Origin of the sequence: Comamonas aquatica (assembly GCF_018064205.1) — a bacterium.
GTDB classification, from domain to species: Bacteria; Pseudomonadota; Gammaproteobacteria; order Burkholderiales; family Burkholderiaceae_C; genus Comamonas; species Comamonas aquatica.
This window is the reverse complement of sequence record NZ_CP072916.1, coordinates 1,875,803-1,901,108: the sequence shown is the minus strand read 5'-3', so window position 1 is coordinate 1,901,108 and position 25,306 is coordinate 1,875,803. Positions and strand designations below refer to the sequence as shown.

At 64.3% G+C, this 25,306-nt stretch carries 20 protein-coding genes and 1 pseudogene; 16 read left to right on the top strand and 5 right to left on the bottom strand.

Annotation, left to right across the window (positions count from 1 at the left end):
* Positions 1–300: 300 nt before the first annotated feature.
* From KAQ61_RS09030 to fabI, 4 genes are all read right to left on the bottom strand, one after another.
* A complete protein-coding gene (locus KAQ61_RS09030; RefSeq protein ID WP_210931520.1) occupies positions 301–2,178 on the bottom strand; it encodes a potassium transporter Kup in 1,878 nt (625 codons plus the stop codon).
* Positions 2,179–2,652: 474 nt separating this feature from the next.
* Complete coding sequence (locus tag KAQ61_RS09025; protein ID WP_210931518.1) at positions 2,653–3,174, bottom strand: superoxide dismutase family protein; 522 nt, start codon at positions 3,172–3,174, stop codon at positions 2,653–2,655.
* A gap of 134 nt (positions 3,175–3,308) precedes the next feature.
* Positions 3,309–4,238 carry a ZIP family metal transporter gene (locus KAQ61_RS09020; protein ID WP_210931516.1) on the bottom strand — a complete coding sequence of 310 codons (930 nt, stop codon included), beginning with the start codon at positions 4,236–4,238 and terminating at the stop codon, positions 3,309–3,311.
* Positions 4,239–4,441: 203 nt separating this feature from the next.
* Positions 4,442–5,242: an enoyl-ACP reductase FabI gene (gene fabI, locus KAQ61_RS09015; protein WP_042418303.1), complete on the bottom strand. Its 801-nt coding sequence runs from the start codon at positions 5,240–5,242 to the stop codon at positions 4,442–4,444.
* 97 nt (positions 5,243–5,339) lie between these two features.
* Between fabI and KAQ61_RS09010 the strand changes: the two genes are divergently transcribed.
* The 5 genes from KAQ61_RS09010 (at position 5,340) to KAQ61_RS08990 (ending at position 11,539) form a co-directional block, all read left to right on the top strand.
* Positions 5,340–7,187 (top strand): extracellular solute-binding protein, encoded by a 1,848-nt coding sequence (locus KAQ61_RS09010; RefSeq protein WP_210931515.1) that lies wholly within the window; start codon positions 5,340–5,342, stop codon positions 7,185–7,187.
* Positions 7,188–7,190: 3 nt separating this feature from the next.
* Complete coding sequence (locus KAQ61_RS09005) at positions 7,191–8,219, top strand: microcin C ABC transporter permease YejB (protein ID WP_042418308.1); 1,029 nt, start codon at positions 7,191–7,193, stop codon at positions 8,217–8,219.
* 3 nt (positions 8,220–8,222) lie between these two features.
* Complete coding sequence (locus tag KAQ61_RS09000) at positions 8,223–9,341, top strand: ABC transporter permease (protein ID WP_210931513.1); 1,119 nt, start codon at positions 8,223–8,225, stop codon at positions 9,339–9,341.
* Entirely contained in the window at positions 9,341–10,954 is a 1,614-nt protein-coding gene (locus tag KAQ61_RS08995) for an ABC transporter ATP-binding protein (protein ID WP_210931813.1), read from the top strand. Before KAQ61_RS09000 ends, KAQ61_RS08995 begins: the two co-directional genes overlap by 1 nt.
* 141 nt (positions 10,955–11,095) lie before the next feature.
* Positions 11,096–11,539, top strand: a complete 444-nt coding sequence (locus tag KAQ61_RS08990; RefSeq protein ID WP_244983038.1) for an RcnB family protein — start codon at positions 11,096–11,098, stop codon at positions 11,537–11,539.
* A 211-nt stretch (positions 11,540–11,750) separates the two neighbouring features.
* Here the strand turns inward: KAQ61_RS08990 and KAQ61_RS08985 are convergent, their stop codons facing one another.
* A complete protein-coding gene (locus KAQ61_RS08985) occupies positions 11,751–12,437 on the bottom strand; it encodes a lipocalin family protein (protein WP_083215311.1) in 687 nt (228 codons plus the stop codon).
* A 272-nt stretch (positions 12,438–12,709) separates the two neighbouring features.
* Here KAQ61_RS08985 and KAQ61_RS08980 point away from each other — a divergent pair, with 272 nt between their 5' ends.
* The 11 genes and pseudogenes from KAQ61_RS08980 (at position 12,710) to KAQ61_RS08930 (ending at position 25,303) form a co-directional block, all read left to right on the top strand.
* Positions 12,710–12,877, top strand: a complete 168-nt coding sequence (locus KAQ61_RS08980) for a hypothetical protein (protein ID WP_162858917.1) — start codon at positions 12,710–12,712, stop codon at positions 12,875–12,877.
* Between the two features lie 170 nt (positions 12,878–13,047).
* Positions 13,048–13,440: a thioredoxin family protein gene (locus KAQ61_RS08975; protein WP_210931511.1), complete on the top strand. Its 393-nt coding sequence runs from the start codon at positions 13,048–13,050 to the stop codon at positions 13,438–13,440.
* 192 nt (positions 13,441–13,632) lie between these two features.
* Entirely contained in the window at positions 13,633–14,211 is a 579-nt protein-coding gene (gene rimP / locus KAQ61_RS08970) for a ribosome maturation factor RimP (RefSeq protein WP_043387104.1), read from the top strand.
* 81 nt (positions 14,212–14,292) lie between these two features.
* Complete coding sequence (gene nusA / locus KAQ61_RS08965) at positions 14,293–15,780, top strand: transcription termination factor NusA (RefSeq protein ID WP_210931509.1); 1,488 nt, start codon at positions 14,293–14,295, stop codon at positions 15,778–15,780.
* Between the two features lie 24 nt (positions 15,781–15,804).
* The gene (gene infB, locus KAQ61_RS08960; protein WP_210931507.1) at positions 15,805–18,651 is read left to right on the top strand and encodes a translation initiation factor IF-2; all 2,847 of its coding nucleotides are present in this window, start codon (positions 15,805–15,807) and stop codon (positions 18,649–18,651) included.
* Between the two features lie 92 nt (positions 18,652–18,743).
* Positions 18,744–19,127: a 30S ribosome-binding factor RbfA gene (rbfA, locus tag KAQ61_RS08955; RefSeq protein ID WP_042418332.1), complete on the top strand. Its 384-nt coding sequence runs from the start codon at positions 18,744–18,746 to the stop codon at positions 19,125–19,127.
* Between the two features lie 2 nt (positions 19,128–19,129).
* Positions 19,130–20,095 (top strand): tRNA pseudouridine(55) synthase TruB, encoded by a 966-nt coding sequence (gene truB / locus KAQ61_RS08950; protein WP_043387110.1) that lies wholly within the window; start codon positions 19,130–19,132, stop codon positions 20,093–20,095.
* A 24-nt stretch (positions 20,096–20,119) separates the two neighbouring features.
* The gene (gene typA / locus KAQ61_RS08945) at positions 20,120–21,946 is read left to right on the top strand and encodes a translational GTPase TypA (protein ID WP_210931505.1); all 1,827 of its coding nucleotides are present in this window, start codon (positions 20,120–20,122) and stop codon (positions 21,944–21,946) included.
* Positions 21,947–22,120: 174 nt separating this feature from the next.
* Positions 22,121–23,134 carry a Bug family tripartite tricarboxylate transporter substrate binding protein gene (locus KAQ61_RS08940; RefSeq protein ID WP_210931503.1) on the top strand — a complete coding sequence of 338 codons (1,014 nt, stop codon included), beginning with the start codon at positions 22,121–22,123 and terminating at the stop codon, positions 23,132–23,134.
* Positions 23,135–23,182: 48 nt separating this feature from the next.
* Positions 23,183–23,848 (top strand): response regulator, encoded by a 666-nt coding sequence (locus KAQ61_RS08935; RefSeq protein ID WP_042418343.1) that lies wholly within the window; start codon positions 23,183–23,185, stop codon positions 23,846–23,848.
* Positions 23,829–25,303 (top strand): annotated as a pseudogene (locus tag KAQ61_RS08930) (sensor histidine kinase). The gene KAQ61_RS08935 and the pseudogene KAQ61_RS08930 overlap by 20 nt, the downstream one beginning before the upstream one ends.
* The last annotated feature ends 3 nt before the right edge of the window (positions 25,304–25,306 follow it).

Genomic DNA, 25,306 nt, shown 5'->3' with positions numbered 1-25,306 from the left:
GCCAGCAGTTGGACCGCACGGCAGGGGCGGACATTGCGCCCAAGGCGTGTGAACACTGCCGAATCACGGGCTTGGTATGCCCCAGTAGGGGGCAAGAGGGTGGCATTCACCGCATCGTGGGGCGGCGCTGTGCGGAAGGTGTCGCGCATGGTGTCTCCACAGCCAAGGGTGGCAGACAGCATAGCCGGCACCGGCCTGTGCAGGGCGGCCTTGCATCGGGGTGGATGACCGCACCTCGGTCAGCCGGGGGCGGATCGATCCAGGCCGGGGGCGCGCTGCACGGGACAGGTGCCCCGGGGTTCAGATCACGATCTGGCTGCCCAGCTCCACCACGCTGCGGTGTGGCAGGTGCAGGAAGTCGGCGGCCGAGCCGGCGTTGCGGTACATCTGGGCGAACAGCTTTTCGCGCCACAGCACCATGCCATGGCCGCGTTGCGCCACGATGATGTCGCGCGACAGGAAGTAGCTGGTCTCCATGTCGCTCAGCGAAGGGATGGTCTGGCGGCTGGCCAGCAGGTACAGGGCGGCCGGGACATGCGGTTCGTCCTTGAAGCCGAAGTGCAGGATGACCTGCCAGCACTCGTGGCCCAGGTCGGTGGCGTTGAAGCGCTGCGACACCGGGATGTGCGCGACCTCGTGGTGGCGCACGGTCACGAACAAGTTGCGCGCGTGCAGCACCTTGTTGTGCTTGAGGTTGTGCAGCAGGGCACTGGGCACGGTGCCGGCCTGCGACGACAGGAACACCGCCGTGCCGGCCACGCGCGTGACGTTGCTGTCATGGCGCAGCATGTCCAGAAAGCTGGCCAGCGGCAGCGCGTGGTGCTCCATGGCCGCTGTGATCAGCTGGCGCCCGGTGTGCCAGGTGCGCATCAGCACGAACATGGCGCCGCCAATGGCCAGCGGGAACCAGCCGCCGTCCGGCAGCTTGATCAGGTTGGAGGCAAAGAAGCTGACATCCACGACCAGGAAGAACAGCGTGGCGGCGGCCACGGGCAGCAGGGGATAGCGCCAGCCCCAGCGCACCACGAAGAAGGTGAGGATGGTGGTGATCAGCATGTCCAGCGTCACGGCAATGCCGTAGGCGGCGGCCAGCGCGCCGGAGGACTGAAAGAAGATCACGGCCAGGGCGATGCCCACGCACAGGCCCCAGTTGACCAGGGGCATGTAGATCTGTCCGGTGTCAGTCTCGCTGGTGTGCAGCACCTGCAGGCGCGGCAGATAGCCCAGCTGGATCACCTGCTTGGTCACGCTGAAGGCGCCGGTGATCAGTGCCTGGGAGGCAATCACCGTGGCCGCCGTGGCCAGCACCACCAGGGGCAGCAGCAGCGCGCGTGGTGCCATGGCGAAGAAGGGGTTGCTGACGGCCTCGGGTTGTTGCAGCAGCAGGGCGCCCTGGCCCAGGTAGTTCAGCAGCAGCGCGGGCATGGCCACGCCAAACCAGGCGTGGCGGATCGGGCGTTTGCCAAAGTGGCCCAGGTCGGCATACAGGGCCTCCGCGCCGGTGACGCACAGCACCACGGCACCCAGCAGCAAAAAGGCAATGCCGGGTTCGTCCCAGATGAACTGCAGCGCATGGTGCGGGCTCAGCGCCCACAGGATGGTGGGGTGGTGGGCGATGTGCCAGATGCCCAGACCGGCCAGGCTCAGGAACCACACCAGCATGATCGGGCCAAACCACCGGCCGATGCCGGCCGTGCCGCGTTTTTGCACGGCGAACAGGGCCAGTAGGATGGCCAGGGTCAGCGGGACCACCGAGGATTCAAAGCGGGGCGACAGCACGGCCAGGCCTTCGACGGCCGAGAGCACGGAAATGGCCGGGGTGATGACCCCGTCGCCATAGAACAGGCAGGTGCCAAAGATGCCAATCGCCATCAGCACCTTGCGCAGGCGGGGGTAGCCTTCGACCGCCTGGGCCGCCAGGGCCAGCATGGCCACCAGGCCGCCTTCGCCGCGGTTGTCGGCCCGCAGCACCAGCGTGACGTATTTGAGGGAAACGATGACCGTGACCGTCCAGACCACGAGCGACAGCACGCCGTACACATGCTCGGGTGTCAGGCTGATGTGGCCGGAGTTGAAGACTTCCTTGAGCGCGTACAGAACGCTGGTGCCGATGTCGCCATACACCACACCGAGGGCGCCCAGGGTGAGGGCTGTGAGAGAAGATTTTGCGGAGTGCACAAACAATGCGGACAACTGAGATGTGCGCGATTGTGCGAGTTCGCCAAATACGCGTCGATTCCAGGTCAAACCTGTGCACGCAGCATGGACATCGCTTGACGGGGCTTGCAGTCTGTGGATTTTTTAAAAATAGAGCAGTCTGCGCTTGCCTGGTGTGCGTTGGAGGCCAAAAACACTGCTAAAAATCTGTGCATCCCGCATCGGTCTGGGGGGCTTGCGCCTGAATTTGTGGTTGGCGATGCCGCTGTTGCACGCCCAGCGCACACGGTGGCTGCTGTGTGCACTCGCCTGGAATGTGGCGAGTCGCCCACGTCACGATGCATGAACCATCCCGCCTCCGTGCAATGCTGCGGTGTGACCTGGGCGGTGCCGTCATTCAAGGCTGTAAACACCACCGGTGCCGGTTGCCAGGCGCCGGTGGACAAGCCGGGAGCCGACGCACGGTGGCGTGCAGCGGTCGGGTGCGAGGGGGCTTTACTGGCGCTTGATGACGGCGCAGGCCAGGCGGGCACCGGCGTTGCCGGTGGGCTGGGTGGTGTAGTCGTCGGGGTTGGCGTGCACGATCAGGCCACGGTCCGTGACGTCGTTGTCGCCGCTGCCCAGGCTGATCTGGGCGGTTTCATAGTTCACGATGGCCACGCCATCGGCGTTGGCACGCAGGCTGGGCAGGTCGCCGGCGTGTTGGGGCGCATGGCCGTACTTGCCGTGGGCGGTGTTGCCGGGGTTGAAGTGCCCGCCCGCGCTGGTGCCGTCGGGGCTGGAGCAGTCACCCTTCTCATGGATGTGGAAGCCGTGCTCGGAGTTGGGCTTGAGGCCGCTGATCTGGCCGGACACCTTGACCATGCCGTGCTTGTGCTGCATGAAGTGCACTTTCCCCGTCACCGTGTTGCCGGCTGTGGGTTGCAGCTCTGCGGTGGCGGCCGGGTCATTGGCGAGGCCTGCGCAGCCGGCCAGTGCTGCTGCGGCGATGCTTGAGAGCAAAAGGCGGTAGGTCATAGGATTTCCTTGGGGTGTGGTGGTTGCTGATAGCAGCAATTTTTCACGTCGAAGCGGGTTGTCGCGTGCGCCGTGTCTGAGCTTGGCGTAGTGTTTTGTCCTATTCCGGCCCGGCGCTGCCTCCTGCCGGCACGCTAGCCCAGTGCGGTGTCCATGACCATCATCAGCACAAAGCCCAGCATCAGTCCCCCGGTGGCAAAGGTCTCGTGACCCTTGCGGTGGGATTCGGGAATGATTTCATGGCTGATGACAAACAGCATCGCCCCTGCCGCAAACCCCAGCCCCCAGGGCAGCAGCCCCAGCGAGGTGCTGACCACGGCCGCGCCCAGCACGGCGCCGATCGGCTCCAGCAGGCCGCTGAGCATGCCCAGGGTCACGGCCAGGCGCCGGCGGTAGCCTGCGGCCAGCAGGGCCACGGCCACCACCAGCCCTTCGGGCACGTCCTGGATGGCAATGCCCATGGCCAGCGCGTTGGCCGCCAGGCTGTCGTTGCCGGCGTAGCCCACGCCAATCGCCAGCCCTTCGGGCAGGTTGTGCAGGGCAATCGCAAATACAAACAGCCAGGTGCGCTGCAGCTTGCGGGCCGTGTCGGCGTCGCGGCCTTCGCGGCCCTTGATGAAGTGCTCGTGGGGCAGCAGGCGGTCCATGCCTAGCATCACGGTCGCCCCGAGCAGGATGGCGGCTGCCAGCACGCCGGCGGCCATCCAGTCGGAGCCGCCTTGCTGGCGCACGGCCTCCATGCCGGGCAGGATCAGCGAGAACGCGCAGGCGGCCAGCATCACCCCGGCGCCAAAACCGTACATGGTGTCCTGGGTGCGATCGCTCATGCTCTGCGACAGCATCACCGGCACGGTGCCCAGCGCAGTCGCCAGTGCGGCGACCATGCCACCCCCCAGTGCCTGCAGCACGACCGGTTGCGTCTGGGCGAAGGCCCAGAACTGCGCAAACAGTGCCCAGATGCCCAGCGCGGAAATGGCAAAACCAATCCACAGGCGCACGCTGTGCCGGGCGCCAGGCACACCCAGGGCATGCGGCAGGGGGTGATCGGGGTCGGTATGTTTCATAGGCCAGGGCGCAGGCGGTCGGTTGGGTACAGGGTGCGACGGACCATCCCCTGCGGGTGTCAGTCAAGCACTGATTTGCAATGCATGAGAATTATTCTCATTATCAAATTTCAATGCAAATTGCCGGTGAATGGGCCGCGCCGGGCATGAAAAAACCCCGCAGGCCTTGCGACCTGCGGGGTGGGCTGTGCAGCGCGGGGGGCTTACACCTGGTCGGCCGACAGACCAGCAGTCTGGCTGAAGCCGCCGTCCACGTAGGTGATCTCGGCGGTCACGCCCGAGGCCAGGTCGGACAGCAGGAAGGCGGCGACATTGCCCACGTCTTCAATCGTGACGTTGCGGCGCAGGGGCGCGGCATCGGCCACGCGGCCCAGCAGCTTGCCGAAGTCCTTGATGCCCGAGGCGGCCAGGGTCTTGATGGGGCCGGCGGAAATGCCGTTGGCGCGGATCGCGCGGCCGTCGGCGGTGCGGCCCACGGCCTCGGCCAGGTAGCGCACGGAGGCTTCCAGGGACGCCTTGGCCAGGCCCATGGTGTTGTAGTTGGGGATGGAGCGCAGGGCACCCAGGTACGACAGGGTCAGCAGCGAGGACTTGTCGTTCAGGTAAGGCAGGGCGGCCTTGGCCATCGCGGGGAAGCTGTAGGCGCTGATGTCGTGGGCGATCTTGAAGGACTCGCGGCTCAGGCCGTCCAGGAAGTTGCCGGCAATCGCTTCGCGGGGGGCGAAACCGATGGAGTGCACGAAACCGTCGAACTTGCCCCAGGCGTCGCCCAGGCCCTTGAACATGGCTTCAATCTGTGCGTCATCCGAGACGTCGCAGTCGAAAATCAGCGTGGAATTGAATTCGGCGGCGAATTCGGTGATGCGGTCCTTGAAGCGCTCCCCCACATAGCTGAAGGCCAGTTCGGCGCCTTGCTCGTGGCAGGCCTTGGCGATGCCGTAAGCGATGGAACGGTTGGACAGCACGCCCGTGATCAGCAGCTTCTTGCCGGTCAGAAAACCCATTGTTCTTCTCCTAGAGGAAATTCAGTGAAGGCCACTCCCTGCGTTGGCGTTGTCGAAAAAGCCGGGTGGGAGGGCCGCCGTGGTGCAGAATTGTCGCATGCGCTTTTGGAAGTTCTGTTGCTTGCTCGCAGGAGCCTCTGTGGTTGCCCCGGCTTGGGCCGACCATGCCTATGCCTTGTGGGGCCAGCCCAAGTACCCCCAGGGTTTTGCGCACTTTGACTATGTCAACCCGCAGGCCCCCAAGGGCGGCGAGCTGCGGCTGGTCAGCAACCTGCGCACGTCCACGTTCGACAAGTACAACCCCTTCACCATCAAAGGCAGTGCGCCCGCCTACCTGTCGGACCTGCTGTTTGACACCCTGCTGGCTGGCAGCATGGATGAAACCGCCACCGGCTATGGCCTGTTGGCCGAGGACGTGCAGGTGGCGGCCGATGGCCTGTCGGCCAGCTTCCGCCTGCGCCGCGAGGCGCGCTTTCACAACGGCAAGCCGGTGCTGGCGCAGGATGTGAAGCACAGCTTCGACACCCTGGTGGGGCCGCACACCTCACCGGCCTACAAGACCATGCTGGCCGAGGTGGTGGCCTGCGAGGTGGTGAACGAGCGCACCGTGCGCTTTGTCTTCAAGGCCCCCAACCGCGAGCTGCCACTGCGCGTTGGTGGCCTGCCCATCTTCAGCCGCGGCTGGGGGGCGGGCAAGCCCTTCAACGAGGTGGTGATGGAGCAGCCTATCGGCAGCGGGCCTTACAGAATCGGCCCCGTGAACTTCGGCAAGGACATCACCTATGTGCGCGATGCCCAATACTGGGCCAGGGATTTGCCGGTGCGCCGCGGCTCGGCCAACTTCGACCGCATCAGTGTCAAGATCTACAAGGACAACACCGCCCGGCTGGAAGCGCTGAAAGCGGGCGAGTTTGACCTGATGCGCTTTTTCAGCGCCGGCGACTGGGCGCGCCGCGTGACGGGGCGCAAATTCAACACCGGGGAGCTGGTCAAGGGCGAGTTCACGCACAAGCAGCCCACGGGGTTCCAGAGCTATGTGCTCAACACCCGCCGCCCGCTGCTGCAGGACGTGCGCGTGCGCGAGGCACTGGGCCTGGCCCTGGACTATGAATGGATGAACCGCCAGATGTTCTACGGCGCCTACCAGCGCGTGAACGGCATCTTTGGCAATACCGTGTGCCAGACCAGTGGCCTGCCGGGCACGCAGGAGCTGGCGCTGATGCAGCCCTTCGGCAAGGATTTGCCGCCTGCTGCGTTCGGCCCCATGACCGTGCCGCCGCGCACCGATGGCGACGGCAGCCTGCGCGCCAACTTGCGCAAGGCCCAGGGCCTGCTGGCTGCTGCCGGCTGGACGGTGCAGGGTGGTGTGCTGCGCAACAGCGAAGGCCAGGCCATGGTGCTGGAGTACATGGACAGCGGCGAGGGCGGGCAGCGCACCGTGGCCCCCTGGCAGCGCAATCTGCAGAAGCTGGGCATCACGCTGCAGTACCGGTCGGTGGACTTTGCGCTGTACCAGCAGCGCCTGCAGAAGTTCGACTTCGACATCACCTCCATTGCCTACCAGGGCACGAACAACCCGGGCCAGGAGTTTGCCGACCTGTTCGGCAGCGCGGCGGCGGATCAGGAGGATTCGGGCAATTTCCCCGGTGTGAAAAGCCCGGCGGTCGATGCCTTCATCCGGGCCATGGTGTCGGCCAAGACACAAGAGCAGCTCCTGCCTGCCTGCCATGCGCTGGAGCGGGCGATTGCCCACGGCCATTACCTGATCCCCCAGTGGTCGGCCAACACGCACCGCATGGCCTACAACGCCTGGCGCCTGGCGCACCCGAGCATCATCCCGCCGTACTCGAATGGCGAAGGCTGGGTGATGGACACCTGGTGGGCGCGCATGCCGCCCTTGAACGCGCAGACCGCCCCGGCGGTGCTGGCGCAGGAGGGCTCCTGAGCCATGCTGGCCTATATCCTCAAACGCATCTTGCTGATGGTCCCGACGCTGCTGGGCGTGCTGTTGCTCACCTTCGTGGTGATCCAGTTTGTGCCCGGCGGGCCGGTCGAGCAGTACCTGGCCGAGGCCAAGGCCGGCCTGGGCGGCAGCGCCGAAGGCGGTGGCATGGCCTACCGTGGCGCGCAGGGGGTGGACCCGCAGCGCATCGAGCAGATCAAGGCCTTGTATGGCTTTGACAAGCCCGCGCACGAACGGTTTGTGCAGATGCTGGGCCAGTTCGCGCGCTTCGACCTGGGCCAGAGCTTCTTCCAGAACAAACCGGTGTGGACCTTGATTGCCGAGAAGCTGCCGGTGTCCATCAGCCTGGGGCTGTGGACCTTCTTCATCAGCTACCTGGTGGCCGTGCCCCTGGGCATCGCCAAGGCGGTGCGCGCCGGCTCGCGCTTCGATCTGGTGACCACGCTGTTGATCCTGGTGGGCTATGCCATCCCGGGCTTCGTGTTGGGCGTGGCCTTGCTGGTGATCTTTGGCGGGCAGCTGCAGTGGTTCCCGCTGCGCGGGCTGACGTCGGCGAACTGGGACGAGTTGACGCTGCTGGGCAAGGTGGTGGACTACCTGTGGCACATCGCGCTGCCGGTCACGGCCATGGTGGCGGGCAGCTTTGCCGTGACGGCCATGCTGACCAAGAACGCCTTCCTCGAGGAAATCCGCAAGCAGTACGTGCTGACGGCCAGGGCCAAGGGCCTGTCCGAGCGCCAGGTGCTGTGGAAGCATGTGCTGCGCAATGCGCTGATTCCCATCATCACCGGCTTTCCGGCGGCCTTCATCGGGGCCTTCTTCGCCGGCTCGCTGCTGATCGAGACCCTGTTCTCGCTCGACGGGCTGGGACTGCTCAGCTATGAGAGCGTGATCCGCCGCGACTATCCGGTGGTGCTGGGCTCGCTCTACCTGTTCACCCTGATCGGCCTGGTGACCAAGCTGATCAGCGACCTGTGCTACGTCTGGGTCGATCCCCGTGTGAAATTTGATTGAAATATGGCTCCAGCGCCCACCCAGTCTGCGCAAGCAGCTACTTCTTTGCAAGCGCCAGCATTGCTGCCGGCCGCTCCGGTGTCGCCCAGCCGGCGCGCCTGGCAGCGCTTCAAGCGCAACCCGTTGGGCTTTTACAGCCTGGTGATCTTTGGCGTGCTGCTACTGCTGAGCCTGTGCGCCGAGCTGGTCAGCAACGACAAGCCGCTGCTGGTGCGCTATGAGGGGCAGACCTATGTCCCCCTGCTCAAGGACTATCCCGAGACGGTGTTTGGTGGCGACTTCGAGACGCCCACCGACTACCTGGACCCCTTCATCCAGCAGCAACTGCGCACCGGCAGCAACTGGGCGCTGTTTCCCCCCAACCGCTATGGCGCGGGCACGATCAACTACTTTGCCGAAGCCCCCAATCCCGCGCCGCCATCGGCCGCCAACTGGCTGGGGACGGACGATCGCGGGCGTGACCTCTTGGCGCAGCTGATCTACGGCTTTCGCGTCAGCGTGCTGTTTGCGCTGGCGCTGACGGCCGTGGGCGTGGTGCTGGGTGTGGTGACCGGGGCCATCCAGGGCTTTTTCGGCGGCAAGACCGATCTGGCCTTCCAGCGCTTCATCGAGATCTGGGGCTCCATGCCCGAGCTGTACCTGCTCATCATCTTCAGCGCCGTGCTGGCGCCCAGCATCAGCCTGCTGCTCATCCTTTTGAGTCTGTTTGGATGGATGGGGCTGTCGGACTATGTGCGCGCCGAATTCCTGCGCAACCGCCAGCTCGACTACGTCAAGGCCGCGCGCGCCCTGGGCGTGCCCAACGGGCAGATCATCTGGCGCCACATCCTGCCCAACAGCCTGACGCCGGTGGTCACCTTCCTGCCGTTCCGCATGAGCGCGGCCATCCTGGCGCTGACCTCGCTGGACTTCCTGGGCCTGGGCGTGCCGCCGGGCACCCCCAGCCTGGGCGAGCTGCTGAGCCAGGGCAAGAACAGTATCGACGCGTGGTGGATCTCGCTGGGCACCTTTGCCGTGCTGGTCACCACCTTGCTGCTGCTGACTTTCATGGGCGATGCGCTGCGTGATGCGCTGGACCCGCGCAAGGCCCAGGTGAGCGAAGCGAAAGAGGGGGCACGATGATGCACGCACCCCAAACCCCGGTGCCCCTGCTGTCGGTGCACGAGCTGTCGGTGCGCTTTGGCCACAAACAGGTGGTGCAGGGCGTGAGCTTCGAGGTGCAGGCGGGCGAGAAGCTGGCTCTGGTGGGCGAGTCCGGCTCGGGCAAGACCATCACGGCGCTCAGTTTGCTGCGCCTGGCCGGTGATGCTCAGATCAGCGGCCAGGCCTTGCTGAACGGGCGTGACCTGCTCACATTGCCGGAGCGCCAGATGCGCGCCGTGCGCGGCAGCGACGTGGCCATGATCTTCCAGGAGCCGATGACCGCGCTCAACCCGCTGATGCCCGTGGGCGCGCAGGTGGCCGAGGTGCTGCAGCTCAAGCAAGGGCTGAGCCAGGCCCAGGCCTGGGCGCAGTCGGTGGAGCTGCTGGCCACCACCGGCATCCCCGATCCGCAGCGCCGCGCCCAGGCCTATCCGCACCAGCTCAGCGGCGGCCAGCGCCAGCGCGCCATGATCGCCATGGCCCTGGCCTCGCAGCCCAAGCTGCTGCTGGCCGACGAGCCCACCACGGCGCTGGACGTGACGCTGCGCACGCAGATCCTGGAGCTGCTGGGCGACCTGCAGCGGCAGACCGGGATGGCGATCGTGCTGATCACGCACGACCTGCACCTGGTGCGCCGCTTTGCCGACCGCGCCGCCGTCATGGAGCAGGGCATGCTGGTGGAGCAGGGCCCGGTGGCGCAGCTGTTTGAGCACCCACAGCACCCCTACACCCACAAGCTGCTGCACAGCCAGCCGGTGCGCGAGGTGCAGCCGCCCCATCCGGATGCCAAGCCGGTGGTGCAGGCCACAGGCCTGCGCGTGGCCTACCCGGTGGCGCTGCCCGGCATCCGCGGCTGGTTCCGCAAAGGTGAGTTTGTAGCCGTGCAGGGCGCTGATGTCTGCCTGCGCGAGGGGCAGACCCTGGGCGTGGTGGGCGAATCCGGCTCGGGCAAGTCCACGCTGGCGCAGGCCATCCTGGGCCTGCTGCCCAGCCAGGGGGCGCTGCAGATCACGGGCCACAGCTGGCAGCAGCCGGCCATGCGCAACACCGCGGCCAACCAGGCGCTGCGCCGCCAGGTGCAGGTGGTGTTCCAGGACCCGTTTTCCTCGCTGTCGCCGCGCATGACGGTGGAAGAGATCGTCGGCGAGGGCCTGCGCGTGCACGCCCCGGACATCAGCGAAGCCGGGCGGCGCGAGCAGGTTTTGTCCGTGCTGCTGAGCGTGGGGCTGAGCGAGCAGCAGTTCCCCGGCCTGCTGCAGCGCTATCCGCACGAGTTTTCCGGCGGCCAGCGCCAACGCCTGGCCGTGGCGCGCGCGCTGATCCTGCGGCCCAAGGTGCTGGTGCTGGACGAGCCGACCAGTGCGCTCGACGTCACCATCCAGAAGCAGGTGCTGGGCCTGCTGCAGCGACTGCAGCGTGAGCTGGGCCTGAGCTATGTGCTCATCACCCACGACATGGACGTGATCCGCGCCATGGCGCACGAGGTGATGGTCATGCACAGCGGCGAGGTGGTCGAGGCTGGCCCGGTCGACGAGGTGCTGCTGCGCCCGCAGCACCCCTACACCCTCCAGCTGGTGCAGGCCACCTTGTAGGCGCGCTCCTGCACGCTGCCCAGCAATTGGCGGAGGTGCCGTGTCGGCGGCGGGCGCCTGGGTTTGTGCCCGCTGGCTGGCAGGCGGCGGGATTGGCATGCCTAGGATGGCGGCATGCATGTTCACAAAGAAAGGCAGTTTATGCAGATCCCGAAAGCAAGCGTGTGGGCCATGGCTCTGGCGATGGGTCTGGGCAGCGTCGCCGCGGTGGCGCAGCCTCGCCACGGCCAAGGGCAGGGCCAAGGCCCCGATGGGCCCCAGCAGCGCCACGGGCACGGCGGCAAGGGCTCCGGGCCCAAGCACCAGCAGGGGCCGCACATGCAGGCACAGCCTGGCCACCCCGGCCATCCCCACGGCATGCCGCCCGGGCAGGCCAAGCGCATGGGCGCCGGGCCCAACCACCAATGGGTCAAGGGCAGCCGCGTGCCGGCGCAGTACCGCACCTCGCACTACGTGGTGGCCGACTGGCGCGGGCATGGTCTGCGCCAACCCCCACGTGGCTACCACTGGATGCAGTACGGCGGGGACTACCTGCTGGTGGCCATCGGCTCGGGGGTGATCCTGCAACTGATCCTGAATGACTGAACCTCGCCACGGCGATGGCCGGAAGGTGGTCCTCCAACGGTTGCAGGGTGAGTGACTGTGGCCAGCTATAAAAAACGGTGCATGGCACCGTTTTTTATAGGGCAGCACAGCGATGTTTTTATTTTTTAGAGCATCTGGCGCACGTCTATCAAGGATGTTGCGCAGATAAATCGATAAGCGCCTGAAACAGCAAACGCCATATGCTCATTTTTTAGGAATAGCTGCCCGTGGGGTTGACGCCATCCTGGTGCACCCACACCAGTTTTTGCGTATCCACGCCCAGGCGCTCGGCCTGGCGCACCAGGCGGCCTTCCACCCCGTCGGGCAAGGTCGGGGTGCGCGACAGGATCCAGCAATGTTCCAGGCTGGAACCGATCACCATCGCCCACTGGTAGCTTTCGCCCAGGGCCACGACGTTGTAGCCCCCATAGAACGGGCCGAAGAACGTCACCTTCAGTGCGGCCACATCGGGGGCAATCGTGGGCTTGGCCTTGCCGTGTGCCACCTTCCATTCGCCGCGCCGGGCATCGAAGCCGCGGTTGATGACCTGCACGCTGCCATCCGGGCGGCGGCTGTATTCGGCCTGGGTGCGCTGCAGGCCTTTTTCGAAACTGTGCTCGATGCGGGCCAGCTCGTACCATTTGCCCAGGTAGCGGTCCAGGTCAAACCCCTCGACTGGGTGCACACCCTCGGGAATGCGGGGATTGCGTGCGGCATAGATGGCGCCGCCGGCCAGCGCAGCCAGACCGATCGCGCACCACACGGCGGTGCTGGTCTTGGCAGGCAGGTGGCTGGACAAGGCCTGCTGGCGTTGCTCCAGCACGGTCTTCAGGTGCTGCACGGCATGGTGCAGTGTGTCCGGGTGGTCGGTCTTGCGAGAGCGGTCGAAGAAGGACATGGGCAAAAATCCTGTAGCAAAAGACACAAACGCAGGGCGAGGGCCTTGCGCTGGATGCACTGAGTATTTGTAGCAGAAGGAGGGCCTGGTTGTAGGTCGCGCACGTGAATGTGTGTCCTGATGGCCCGGGGATGTGGCATTCGTGCTTAAAAAATCAGCAAATCCCAGGGTTTGCATCACCGCGGGACAAATTTTTGGGCCTTGCTGCCACGCAACATGGCAGTGTGTGGAAAAATGCAGGGCTTACTCAAACCTCAACTGGAGAGATTGCCATGGGCAACAAGATCGTTACCGAAGCTGATCGCAAGCGCACACCCCGTCCCGTTGCTCCCAACGGCGTGACTCTGCTGGCCCAAGGCCGTGGCCAGCGCCTGAGCCTGGAGCGTGGTTCGCACACGCGCAGCAAGAAGAACCCTGGCAAGCGCGCCCACTCGGGTTGATTGCTGCTGCAGCTCGGGCTGGAATCCGCCCGGGCCTGCCTTCCGAAGCCCCAGGCCCTGCTTGGGGCTTTGTCGTTTGGGGTGTGCGGCCGGGTTCCATGCGGGGCGGCCGCTACCATGTGCGCTGGTGAAGCCAGTAAAACTGCCGGGAGCAGTGGGAGTGAGTCGGTATGAGCAGTGACAAGCTGGTCGAGGTGGTGCAGTCGGTGGCCGTGCCCAGCGCGCAGGCGTGGAGCGTGGTGTGTTTGTGTGCTGCGTGGTGCGGGGTCTGCCGCCAGTACGAGGTCGACTTTCGTGCGCTGCAGCAGCAGTTCCCGCAGGTGCGCTTCGTGTGGCTGGATGTGGAGAATGAGGAGGAGCTGGTCGGTGACCTCGACGTCGAAACCTTCCCCACACTGTTGATCGCACACCTGGATCGCCCCATGTTTCTGGGGCCGCTGCTGCCGCAAATCAAGGTGCTGGAGCGCTTGCTGGCCTCGCTGCAAGAGGCGCAGGCCGCTTCCCCAGGGCTGCCTGCCGAGGCGGCCGCGCTGTGGCGCCGCATTGCGGCGCAGCTGGCTTGAATCCTCTTGGTATTTGCAACGCTTGACATTGCGAATCAATGCTTTGCGGCTACAATACGGCATTCACGACCAAACGGGCGGGTATTCACCGCCCTTTTTTTTTGGTCGCTTGCATTTGGAGCTCGAAGCCGCCGGCAAGCAATTGCAGGATGGTTATCGGGTTTTTTGTACTTCCGGGATTGAACTGAACACGTGGCACTACAGCAAATTGTTGAACAAACCGTGACGGGTCTGGGCTATGACCTGGTGGAGATCGAGCGGTCCGCAGGCGGGCTGCTGCGCATCACCATCGACCTGCCTTGGCAGGCGCCAGCAGAGGATGCTGAGCCTGTGCCCGAGGCCTTTGTGACCGTGGAAGACTGCGAGAAGGTCACGCGCCAACTGCAATTTGCGCTGGAAGTGGATGGTGTTGACTACAACCGGCTGGAAGTGTCTTCTCCCGGCATTGATCGCCCGTTGCGCCATGAAATGGACTTTGTCCGATTCGTCGGTGCCGAAATCGACATTACCCTGAAGGAAGCGATTGGTGCGGCCGGCGGTGGTGTGGTGAATGCCAATCGCAAGAAATTTCGGGGCACGCTGGAGCGTGCGGAAGCCGGTGGCTGGCAGATCGTGTGGAGCGACGAGCCCCCACGCAAGCCCGGACAAAAGGTGAGCAAAAAGCGTGAGCCCGCGCCCCTGCAGGCCATGGGTTTCACGCTGGATGAATTGCGCGAGGCGCGCCTGGCCCCCGTTGTGAACTTTAAGGGGCGTGGCGCCAAGCCCGCGTGACAGGCAAGTCAGTTAGCTAACAAGGTGAAGGTGCCTGTCCGGTGCCACCGCTTGAAAGATTGAAATTAGGAGAGTCATCGCATGAACCGCGAACTGTTGATGTTGGTTGAAGCCATTTCGCGCGAGAAGAACGTAGAACGCGATGTGGTGTTTGGCGCAGTGGAGCTGGCCTTGGCGCAAGCGACCAAGAAGCTGTACGAAGGCGAAGTGGACATCCGCGTGGCGATTGACCGCGAAAGCGGTGAATACGACACCTTCCGCCGCTGGGTGGTGGTGCCGGACGATGCCGGCCTGCAAAATCCCGAAGCCGAGGAAATGCTGATGGATGCCGAAGAGCGCGTGCCCGGCATCCAGGTGGGTGAGTTCATCGAAGAACAGATCGAATCGCTGCCCATCGGTCGCATTGGTGCGATGACTGCCAAGCAGGTGATCCTGCAGAAGATCCGCGATGCCGAGCGCGAAATGCTGCTCAATGAATTCATGGCCCGCGGCGAGAAGATTTTCACCGGCACCGTCAAGCGCATGGACAAGGGCGACATCATTGTCGAATCCGGTCGCGTGGAAGGCCGCCTGCGCCGCAGCGAGATGATCCCCAAGGAAAATCTGCGCAACGGCGACCGCGTGCGCGCCATGATCATGGAAGTGGACCTGACCCTGCGTGGCGCACCCATCGTGCTGTCGCGCTCGGCGCCCGAGTTCATGATCGAGCTGTTCCGCAACGAAGTGCCAGAAATCGAGCAAGGTCTACTGGAAATCAAGAGCTGCGCACGCGATCCCGGCAGCCGTGCCAAGATCGCGGTGATTTCGCACGACAAGCGCGTCGATCCCATCGGCACCTGCGTGGGCGTGCGTGGTACCCGCGTGAACGCTGTGACGACCGAGCTGGCCGGTGAGCGCGTGGACATCGTGCTGTGGTCGGAAGACCCCGCACAGTTCGTGATCGGTGCGCTGGCCCCCGCGAATGTCTCTTCTATCGTTGTGGATGAAGAGAAGCACGCGATGGATGTGGTGGTGGATGAGGAGAACCTCGCCATCGCCATCGGCCGTGGTGGTCAGAACGTGCGCTTGGCTTCCGAGCTGACCGGCTGGAAGATCAACATCATGGACGCGGCGGAGTCGGCGCAAAAGCACGCGGAAGAAACCGATTCCGCACGCAAGCTGTTCATGGAAAAGCTGGACGTGGACGAAGAGCTGGCTTCCATCCTGGTGGAAGAGGGCTTCAGCAGCCTGGAAGAAGTGGCCTATGTGCCGCTGTCCGAGATGCTGGAAATCGAGGCTTTCGATGAGGAAACCGTGAGCGAGTTGCGTGCCCGTGCCAAGGATGCGCTGCTGACCATGGAAATTGCTCAGGAAGAAAGCGTCAGCGAGGTCTCCCAGGACCTGCGTGAGTTGGAGGGTCTGACACCTGAGCTGGTGGCCAAGCTGGCCGCTGGTGGCGTGCAGACACGTGATGATTTGGCCGATTTGGCCATCGATGAACTGACCGAATTGACCGGTCAAACCGCTGACGAGGCCAAGGCCTTGATCATGAAGGCGCGTGAACATTGGTTCACGGACGGTCAGGAATAAGGGTCAGGGAGGATCGAACGGAGTATGTCTTTGAACACTGTTGCAGAGTTCGCCAGCGAACTGAAAAAATCCCCTGAGACCCTGTTGGAACAACTGAAGGCCGCCGGAGTGGCCAAGAGTTCCAGCACTGACGCCTTGACCGATACGGACAAGCAGATGCTGCTGTCGTACCTGAAGGCCAGCCATGGCTCCGAGGCCGATGGCAAGAAGAAGATCACGCTGACCAAGAAGTCCACCAGCGAGATCAAGCAGGCCGATGCCACTGGCAAGGCCCGCACCATCCAGGTGGAAGTGCGCAAGAAGCGCACCTTCATCAAGCGCGACGACACCCCCGAGGTAGCTGCGGAAGCGGCCGCCCGCTCTGCACAAGCTGCGCAAGTCACCCAGGACCTGGTTCGCCGGGAAGAGGAAGTGCGCAAGCAGGCAGAGATGATCAATCAACAGGAACAGGAATTGGCCAAAGAACGCCAAGAACGCGAAGAGCGCGAAGAGCGCGAACGCAAGGAACGCGAAGCTGAAGAGCGTGCGCGCGCCTATGCCGAAGCTGAGGCTGCCAAGCAGCGTCAAGCCAAGGAAGCCCAAAAGGAAGCCGCTGCAGGCAACGCAGCGTTTGCAGAAGCCCGTGCCAAGGCGCAAGCCGATGCCCGTGCCAAGGCCGACGAAGAGTCGCGCCTGCGCCAGGCCGAAGAAGCGGCACGTGCCAAGGACCTGGAAGACCGTCGCCGCAAGGCGCTGGCTGAGGCCGAAGCTATCCGCGCCATGATGGCTGCCCCCAAGAAGGTGCTGGTGGCCAAGAAGCCTGAAGAGCCCAAGAAGGCAGCCCCTGCGGCCGATGCCAAGAAGGCCGCGCCGTCCAAGGATGCCAAGCCCGCAGTGGCTGGTGCCGCCAAGGACAAGGATGCGGCCGGTGCAGCGCGCGGTGGCAAGGACAAGGAAGTTAAGTCGTCCAAGCTGTCTTCGAGCTGGAGCAACGATGCGCCCGGCAAGAAGAAGGAAATCAAGACCCGTGGCGACAGCTCCGGTGGCGTGGGTGGCCGCTCCAACTGGCGCGGTGGTCCCAAGGGTCGCCGTGGCGATCGCAACGACCAGCAGCAACAGCAGCAGCAAGAATTCCGCGCACTGGAAATTTCCGTGCCCGAGACCATCACCGTGGCCGAATTGGCCCACAAGATGGCCGTGAAGGCGTCCGAGCTGATCAAGGTGCTGATGAAGATGGGCCAGATGGTCACCATCAACCAGCCGCTGGACCAGGACACCGCCATGATCGTGGTGGAAGAAATGGGCCACACCGCGAAGATCGCGGCGCTGGATTCTCCGGAAGCCTTCAGCGAAGAGGACACCTCCAAGTACACCGGCGAGCTGCTGCCACGCGCTCCTGTGGTGACCGTGATGGGCCACGTGGACCACGGCAAGACCTCGCTGCTGGACTACATCCGTCGCTCCAAGGTGGCGTCGGGCGAAGCCGGTGGTATCACCCAGCACATCGGTGCCTACCACGTGGAAACACCCCGCGGCATCGTGACCTTCCTGGACACTCCCGGCCACGAGGCGTTCACCGCCATGCGTGCCCGCGGTGCACAGTCCACGGACATCGTGATTCTGGTGTGCGCGGCCGACGACGGCGTGATGCCCCAGACCAAGGAAGCCATCAAGCACGCCAAGGCAGCGGGTGTTCCCATCGTGGTGGCCATCACCAAGGCCGACAAGCCTGAAGCCAACCCTGACAAGGTCAAGCAGGAGCTGGTGGTGGAAGAGGTGCTGCCCGAAGAGTACGGCGGTGACTCGCCCTTCGTGGCCGTGTCGTCCAAGACCGGCATGGGCATCGACGAGCTGCTGGAGCAGGTGCTGCTGCAGGCCGAAGTGCTGGAACTGCGCGCCCCTGTGGACGCTTCCGCCAAGGGCCTGGTCATCGAAGCCCAACTGGACAAGGGCCGCGGCTCCGTGGCCACCGTGCTGGTGCAGTCGGGTACGCTGAATGTCGGCGATGTGGTGCTGGCCGGTCAGACCTATGGCCGTGTGCGCGCCATGCTGGACGAAAACGGCAAGAACACCAAGTCGGCCGGTCCTTCCATCCCCGTGGAAATCCAGGGCCTGTCCGACGTGCCTTTGGCCGGCGACGACTTCATGGTCATGGCCGACGAGCGCCGTGCCCGTGAAATCGCCACCTACCGTGCCGGTAAGTTCCGCAACACCAAGCTGGCCAAGCAGCAAGCCGCCAAGCTGGAGAACATGTTCTCCGACATGACCGCAGGCAACGTGCAGACCCTGCCGCTGATCATCAAGGCCGACGTGCAAGGCTCGCAGGAAGCGCTGGCGACCTCGCTGCTCAAGCTGTCGACCGACGAAGTCAAGGTGCAGATCGTCTACTCCGGCGTGGGAGGTATCTCCGAATCCGACGTCAACCTGGCGCTGGCTTCCAAGGCCATCATCATCGGCTTCAACGTGCGTGCCGACGCCCAGGCCCGCAAGACGGCCGAAGGCAATGACGTGGATCTGCGCTACTACAACATCATCTACGACGCCGTGGATGAGGTGAAGTCCGCCATGTCCGGCATGCTGGCCCCCGAGAAGCGCGAAGAGATCATCGGTATGGCCGAGATCCGCACCGTGTTCGTGGCCTCCAAGATCGGTACCGTGGCCGGTTCGTACATCACGCAGGGTCACGTCACCCGCAGTGCGCACTTCCGCCTGCTGCGCGACAACGTGGTCATCTACACGGGCGAAATCGAATCGCTGCGCCGTCTGAAGGACGATGTCAAGGAAGTCAAGGAAGGCTTCGAGTGCGGTATCAAGCTGCGCAACTACAACGACATCCGCGAAGGCGACGTGCTGGAAGTGTTCGAAATCAAGGAAATCGCGCGTACGCTGTAAACCATAGCTGCCAGCGCTGATGAATAAAGGGTTTGAAGGTCGAAAGACTTTCAAACCCTTATCTGACTAGCGCTACAAGCTCATAATTTTTAATGGCACCCAAACGTAAATCTGCTGCCCCCAATCGCAGCTTCAAAGTTTCCGACCAGATCCAGCGTGATCTGGCGGAGCTGATCGCGCGCGAGTTGAAGGACCCGCGCGTGGGCATGGTCACCCTGCAAGGCGTGGAAGTCACGCCCGACTATGCGCACGCCAAGGTGTACTTCAGCCTGCTGATCGGTGATCCGGATGAGACGCAGGCTGCGCTTAATCAGGCCGCAGGCTTTCTGCGCAACGGCTTGTTCAAGCGCCTGCACATCCACACCGTGCCCACCTTGCATTTCATCTACGACCGCACGACCGAGCGGGCCGCCGACATGAATGCCTTGATTGCCAAGGCTGTGGCGTCACGCGGACCGGAAGACGAGGTCCAGTAAGCATGACTGCCACTCGCACACGGGTGCAGCGGCGCCCTGTGCACGGGGTGGTGCTGCTCGACAAACCGCTGGGCCTTTCCAGCAACGACGCTTTGCAGAAGGTGAAGTGGTTGTTGCGTGCCGAAAAGGCCGGCCACACTGGAACTTTGGACCCCCTGGCCACCGGCGTGCTGCCGCTGTGCTTCGGGGCGGCCACCAAATTCAGCCAACTGCAGCTGGACGCGCCCAAGACCTATATCGCCATCGCCCGCCTGGGACAGACCACGACCACGGCCGATGCCGAGGGCGAGGTGCTGCGTGAGCGTGCCGTGGACCTGCCCGCCATCACCCCCGAGGTGCTGGCCCAGGTGCGCGCGCGCTTCACCGGACCCATCCAGCAAGTGCCGCCCATGTACAGCGCACTGAAGAAGGATGGCAAGGCACTGTATGAATATGCGCGCGCCGGCATTGAAATCGAACGCCCTGCACGCGACGTGACCATTCATGCACTGGACATCGTTTTGTGCAAGGATGCCGACGGTCGGGATGCGTTGCAACTGACCGTGACCTGCAGCAAAGGCACATACATTCGTACGCTGGCAGAGGACGTGGGCGAGGCGCTGGGTTGCGGCGCTCACCTGCGTTCGCTGCGTCGTACCGATACGGGCGGCATTGGTGTCGATCGTTGCATCACTTTGGATGCCTTGATCGCCATGCCCGAAGCAGAGCGCATGCACGTGGTGCAGCCGGCAGATTGCCTGCTGCATGCCCACACCCGCATCACGCTCGATGCGCGCGAAAGCGGCCGGTTTCTGACCGGGCTGCGTCGCCGTGGTGATTGGCCCGATGCCGAGGCCGTTGCCATTTACGGAGATGAACCGCGCGCCTTGCTGGGTGTGGGGCACATCACAAGTGGGGAGCTGATACCCGATCGCCTGCTCAGCCCCCTAGAAATTCAACAAATTTTGGAAGGCACGCCGCGCGCATAAGTGCCGTGGCAATTTGGAAACCCTATGAGCAAAGAAATCCGCAACATCGCCATCATTGCGCACGTTGACCATGGCAAGACCACCATGGTGGACCAGCTGCTGCGCCAGTCCGGTACTTTCGCCGAGCACGAAAAAGTCGTCGACACCGTGATGGACAACCACGCCATCGAACGTGAGCGCGGCATCACCATCCTGGCCAAGAACTGCGCCGTGTCCTGGAAGGACACCCACATCAACATCCTCGACACACCCGGCCACGCGGACTTCGGTGGTGAAGTGGAACGTGCCCTGTCCATGGTGGACGGTGTCGTGCTGCTGATCGACGCGCAGGAAGGCCCCATGCCCCAGACACGCTTCGTGACCAAGAAGGCCCTGGCCCTGGGCTTGCGCCCCATTGTCGTGGTGAACAAGGTGGACAAGCCCGGTGCCAACCCCGACAAGGTGATCAACGCCGCGTTCGACCTGTTCGACAAGCTGGGTGCCACCGACGAGCAGTTGGACTTCCCCGTGGTGTATGCCTCGGGCATCAACGGCTGGTCCTCCAAGGTCGAGGGTGAGCCCGGCGCCAAGTGGGGCGAGGACATGTCCGCCCTGTTCGACACCATCCTGGAGCACGTGCCTTCCGTGAAGGGTGACGCTGCGGCGCCGCTGCAGCTGCAGATCTCGGCGCTGGACTACTCCACGTTCGTGGGCCGTATCGGCGTGGGCCGCATCACCCAGGGCACGATCAAGCCTGGTCAGCAAGTGACCGTGATGGCGGGCCCTGAAGGCAAGCCCTACACCGGCAAGATCAACCAGGTGCACACCTTCCAGGGTCTGGACCGCGTGCAAGCGGCTGAAGCCGGTCCTTCCGAGATCGTGCTGATCAGCGGTATCGAAAACATCGGTATCGGCGAAACCGTGACCGACACGGCCAATCCCCAGCCTCTGCCGATGCTGAAGATTGACGAGCCCACGCTGACCATGAACTTCTGCGTGAACACCTCGCCCCTGGCCGGTCGTGAAGGCAAGTTCGTGACCAGCCGCCAGATCTGGGACCGCCTGCAAAAGGAACTGCGCTCCAACGTGGCCCTGCGCGTCAAGGAAACCGACGAAGACGGTATCTTTGAAGTGTCTGGCCGTGGCGAACTGCACCTGACCATCCTGCTGGAAGAAATGCGCCGCGAAGGCTACGAGCTGGCCGTGTCCAAGCCCCGCGTCGTGATGCAAACCATCAATGGCGAAAAGCACGAGCCCATCGAGCTGGTGACGGCCGACATCGAAGAAAGCCACCAAGGCGGCGTGATGCAAGCCCTGGGCGAGCGCAAGGGCGAGCTGGTGAACATGGAACCCGATGGCCGTGGTCGCGTCCGTCTGGAATACCGCATCCCTGCGCGTGGTCTGATCGGTTTCACCAACGAATTCCTGAACCTGACCCGTGGTTCCGGCCTGATCGCCAACATCTTCGACAGCTACGAACCCCACAAGGGCGACATCGGTGGCCGCAAGAACGGCGTGCTGATTTCCATGGACGACGGTGAAATCTTCACCTACGCCCTGGGCAAGCTGGACGACCGTGGCCGCATGTTCGTCAAGGCCGGCGACCCCGTGTACGAAGGCATGATCATCGGCATCCACAGCCGCGACAACGACCTGGTGGTGAACGCCACGCGTACCAAGCAGCTGACCAACTTCCGTGTGTCCGGCAAGGAAGACGCGATCAAGATCACGCCCCCCATCGACCTGTCGCTGGAATACGGTGTGGAATTCATCGAAGACGACGAGCTGCTGGAAATCACCCCCACCAGCTTGCGCGTGCGCAAGCGCCACCTGAAGGAACACGACCGCAAGCGCGCCAGCCGTGAATCCTGATCTGGGGCCTGAACAGGCCGCAGCATCGTTACGGTAACGGAACGACACTCCCAACGCCATGCAACCGCATGGCGTTGTGCTTTGTGGGGGCAATGCGGGGGGGGGGCTGACAGCTTCCAGACAGCACGGCATCGGCAAGATGGAACTCCTATAAGCATATTTGGAGACAACGCCATGCAGCCTTCGAGCATTTCCCCTTTGCATACCTTTTCCCAGCAACGTCGCGACTGCCTGCGCGCCGGTGGTGCCTTGGCCTTGGGCGGCTTGCTGCCTGGCGTCCATGCCGAAGAGTCGTGGCCCAGCCGCTCGGTGCGTTTTGTGGTGCCGTTTGCGCCCGGCGGAAGCTCGGAAATCGTGGCCCGGTCCACGGCGGTGGAGCTGACCAAGACCCTGGGGCAGAGCGTGTTCGTGGACAACAAGCCCGGCGCGGCAGGCAACATCGCGATGTCGGAGGTGGCGCGCAGCACTGACCAGCACACCCTGGTCCTGGGGCATATCGGCACTTTGGCGGTGAATCCCTACATCTTCCCCAAGCTGCCCTACGATCCGGTCAAGGACTTCAAGCCGGTCAGCTTGCTGGCGAAGGTGCCCAGCCTGTACGTGGTGCATCCGGACTTGCCGGTGAAGAACCTCAAGGAGTTCATCGCGTACGCCAAGGCCCGCCCCGGCAACCTCAGCTACGGCTCGGCAGGGAATGGCAGTGCGGGGCATCTGGCGTTTGAATACCTCAAGATGACGGCCGAGATCTTCATGCTGCACGTGCCCTATCGCGGCACCGGCCCGATGGTGAACGACCTGCTGTCCGGGCGTGTACCGGCTTCGGCCATCGGCGCGGCAGCCGTCATTCCCTTCATCAAGGCGGGCAAGCTGCGCTGCATTGCCACGGGCTCGGTCCAACGCCTGCCCCAGTTGCCCGACGTACCGACGGTGGCCGAGCAAGGGTTCCCGGGCTTCGAAATGACGCAGTGGTACGGGATGATGGCGCCGTCCAATCTGAGCGATGCACAGATCGCCAAACTGTCGGCGGAAACCATGAAGGCGGTGAAGGCGCCGGAGGCACTCAAGCGCTTGACGGGCGACGCCGCCGAGGCGATTGGCGGAACGCCAGAGCAGTTTACGCAGTTCATCGCCAGCGAACAGGTGCGCTGGAAGAAGGTGATCGCGCGCGCCGCCATTCAGCCGAGCTGATGTGGCCAGTCGCGTGCGCGCAGCCACCAGGCATTAGCATTGCCATCTATGCGAATCCTGCTGGTTGAAGATGAACAAGCCCTGGGCACCTGGCTGAGCAAGGCGCTGGAGCATGCGGGGATCCAGGTCGACTGGCTGGACAACGGCCTGCTGGCCGATCGCGCCCTGCAGCACGGCGATTACGACGCCTTGGTGCTGGACCTGGGGCTGCCCAGCATGGATGGCCGCATGGTGCTGCAGCGCCTGCGGGCGCGTGACCAGCGGCTGCCCACGTTGATTTTGACGGCACAGGATGCGCTGGACATCCGGGTGGCCGCGCTGCATGCGGGGGCGGACGATTTCCTGCTCAAGCCTTTCGCCCTGGCGGAGCTGGAGGCACGGTTGCACGCCTTGGTGCGCCGTGCCCGGGGCAGCGAGCATGCGCGCCATGCCTGCGGCCCCCTGATCTACGACAGTGGCCGCAAGCAGTTCCAGCTGGCCGGGCAGGTGCTGACTTTGTCGCCCCGCGAGCTGAGCGTGCTGCGGGTGCTGATCCTGCGCAGCGGTGAGCCACTGTCCAAGGCGCAGATTCTGGAGCGCGTGTTTTCCGACGACGAGGATGTGCACCCGGAAGCGGTCGAGGTTTTCATCTACCGGCTGCGCAAGCGCCTGGACGGCAAGGGCGTGCGCATCGTCACGCTGCGGGGGCTGGGCTATGTGCTGGAAGCGGATTAAGCGTCCGGCACAGTCCACCGGAGGCTGGTGGCTGCAGCGTTGGTGGCGGCGCAGCACCCTGTGGCAGCGCCTGGCGCTGTGGCTGTTGCCGGCCTTGCTGCTGGTGATGAGCCTGGAGCTGTGGATGACACGCCAGGATGCCTTGGCGGCGGCCAATGCGGCCTATGACCGCTCTTTGCTGGGGGCGCTCAAGTCCATCGATGCCAACATCTCCACGGCCTCGGGGGGACTGTCGGTGGAGCTGCCGTACCGCATGTTCGAGTTCTTTGAGCTGACGGCCAGTGGCCAGGTGTTTTTTCGGGTGGCGACATCGGACGGCCTGGTGGAACTGGGCAGCGCCGACCTGCCCGAACCCGCGCAACCGCCTGATCTGGCAACCCCCGTGTTCTATGACGCCGTGTACTTTGGCGAGCCCTTGCGGGTCGCCGCTTATCGCCGCGCCTTGGGTGGCGTGCAGGACGCGCCCAGCCAGGCCAGCGTGTTGCTGCAGATTGGCGAAAGCACGCGCTCGCGCCAGGAGTTCAGCGACCGCTTCGTGCGCGGTGCGATGCGCCACGATGCCCTGGTCTTGCTGCTGCTGCTGTGTGGCTCGGCCGTGGTGCTGATGGTGGCCTTGCGGCCATTGGCCCGCTTGGCGCGCGAGGTGCAGTCGCGCTCGGCGAATGACCTGACGCACATCGATGATGGCGACCTGCCCGCCGATGTGCGGCCCCTGGTGGCGGCGGTCAATCAGCAGATGCGGCGCAGCCAGGAGCTGATCGCCGTGCAGCGCGAATTCCTCGACGATGCGTCGCACCAGCTGCGCACCCACCTGACCACCTTGCAGATGCAGGTGGACTACGCGCGCCGCACGGACGATGCGGCGCAGGTGCGCACGGCGCTGACGCGCTGGCCAACGAGATCGGCCGGGCCACGCGCAGCGCCCAGCAGTTGCTGGCCTTGGGGCGCAGCGATACGGCGGCGGTGGCGATGGGGCCCGTGGATCTGCAGGCACTGCTGCGGGCTGTGGCCCTGCAGTGGTTGCCGCAGGCGCGGGCCAAACGCATCGATTTGGGCTTGCAGCCGTCGGCAGCGCCTGCGCTGGTGGCCGTGGGCGATCCCGGCCTGCTGCACGAGGCCCTGTCGAATTTGGTGGCCAACGCGATTGCGTACACCCCGGTGCAGGGTAGCATCACCTTGTCTGCGGCCGCCGATGCCCATGACTGGTCTCTGCAGGTGGAGGACAGCGGGCCAGGTCTGACGGAGGCCGAACGCGCGGCGCTGGGGCAGCGTTTCCGGCGCGGTTCGAATGCCGGGCAGGGCGGTTTTGGCCTGGGCTTGTCGATCGTGCGCACAATCGCCCAGCGCCACGGCGGCCACCTGCTGCTGGCGGCCCGCAGCGCAGGCCCAGGGCTGCATGCCATGATCGTGTGGCCACGCAGCACCGCCGCTGCCGATACAGTCGCTGCACCTTGACGT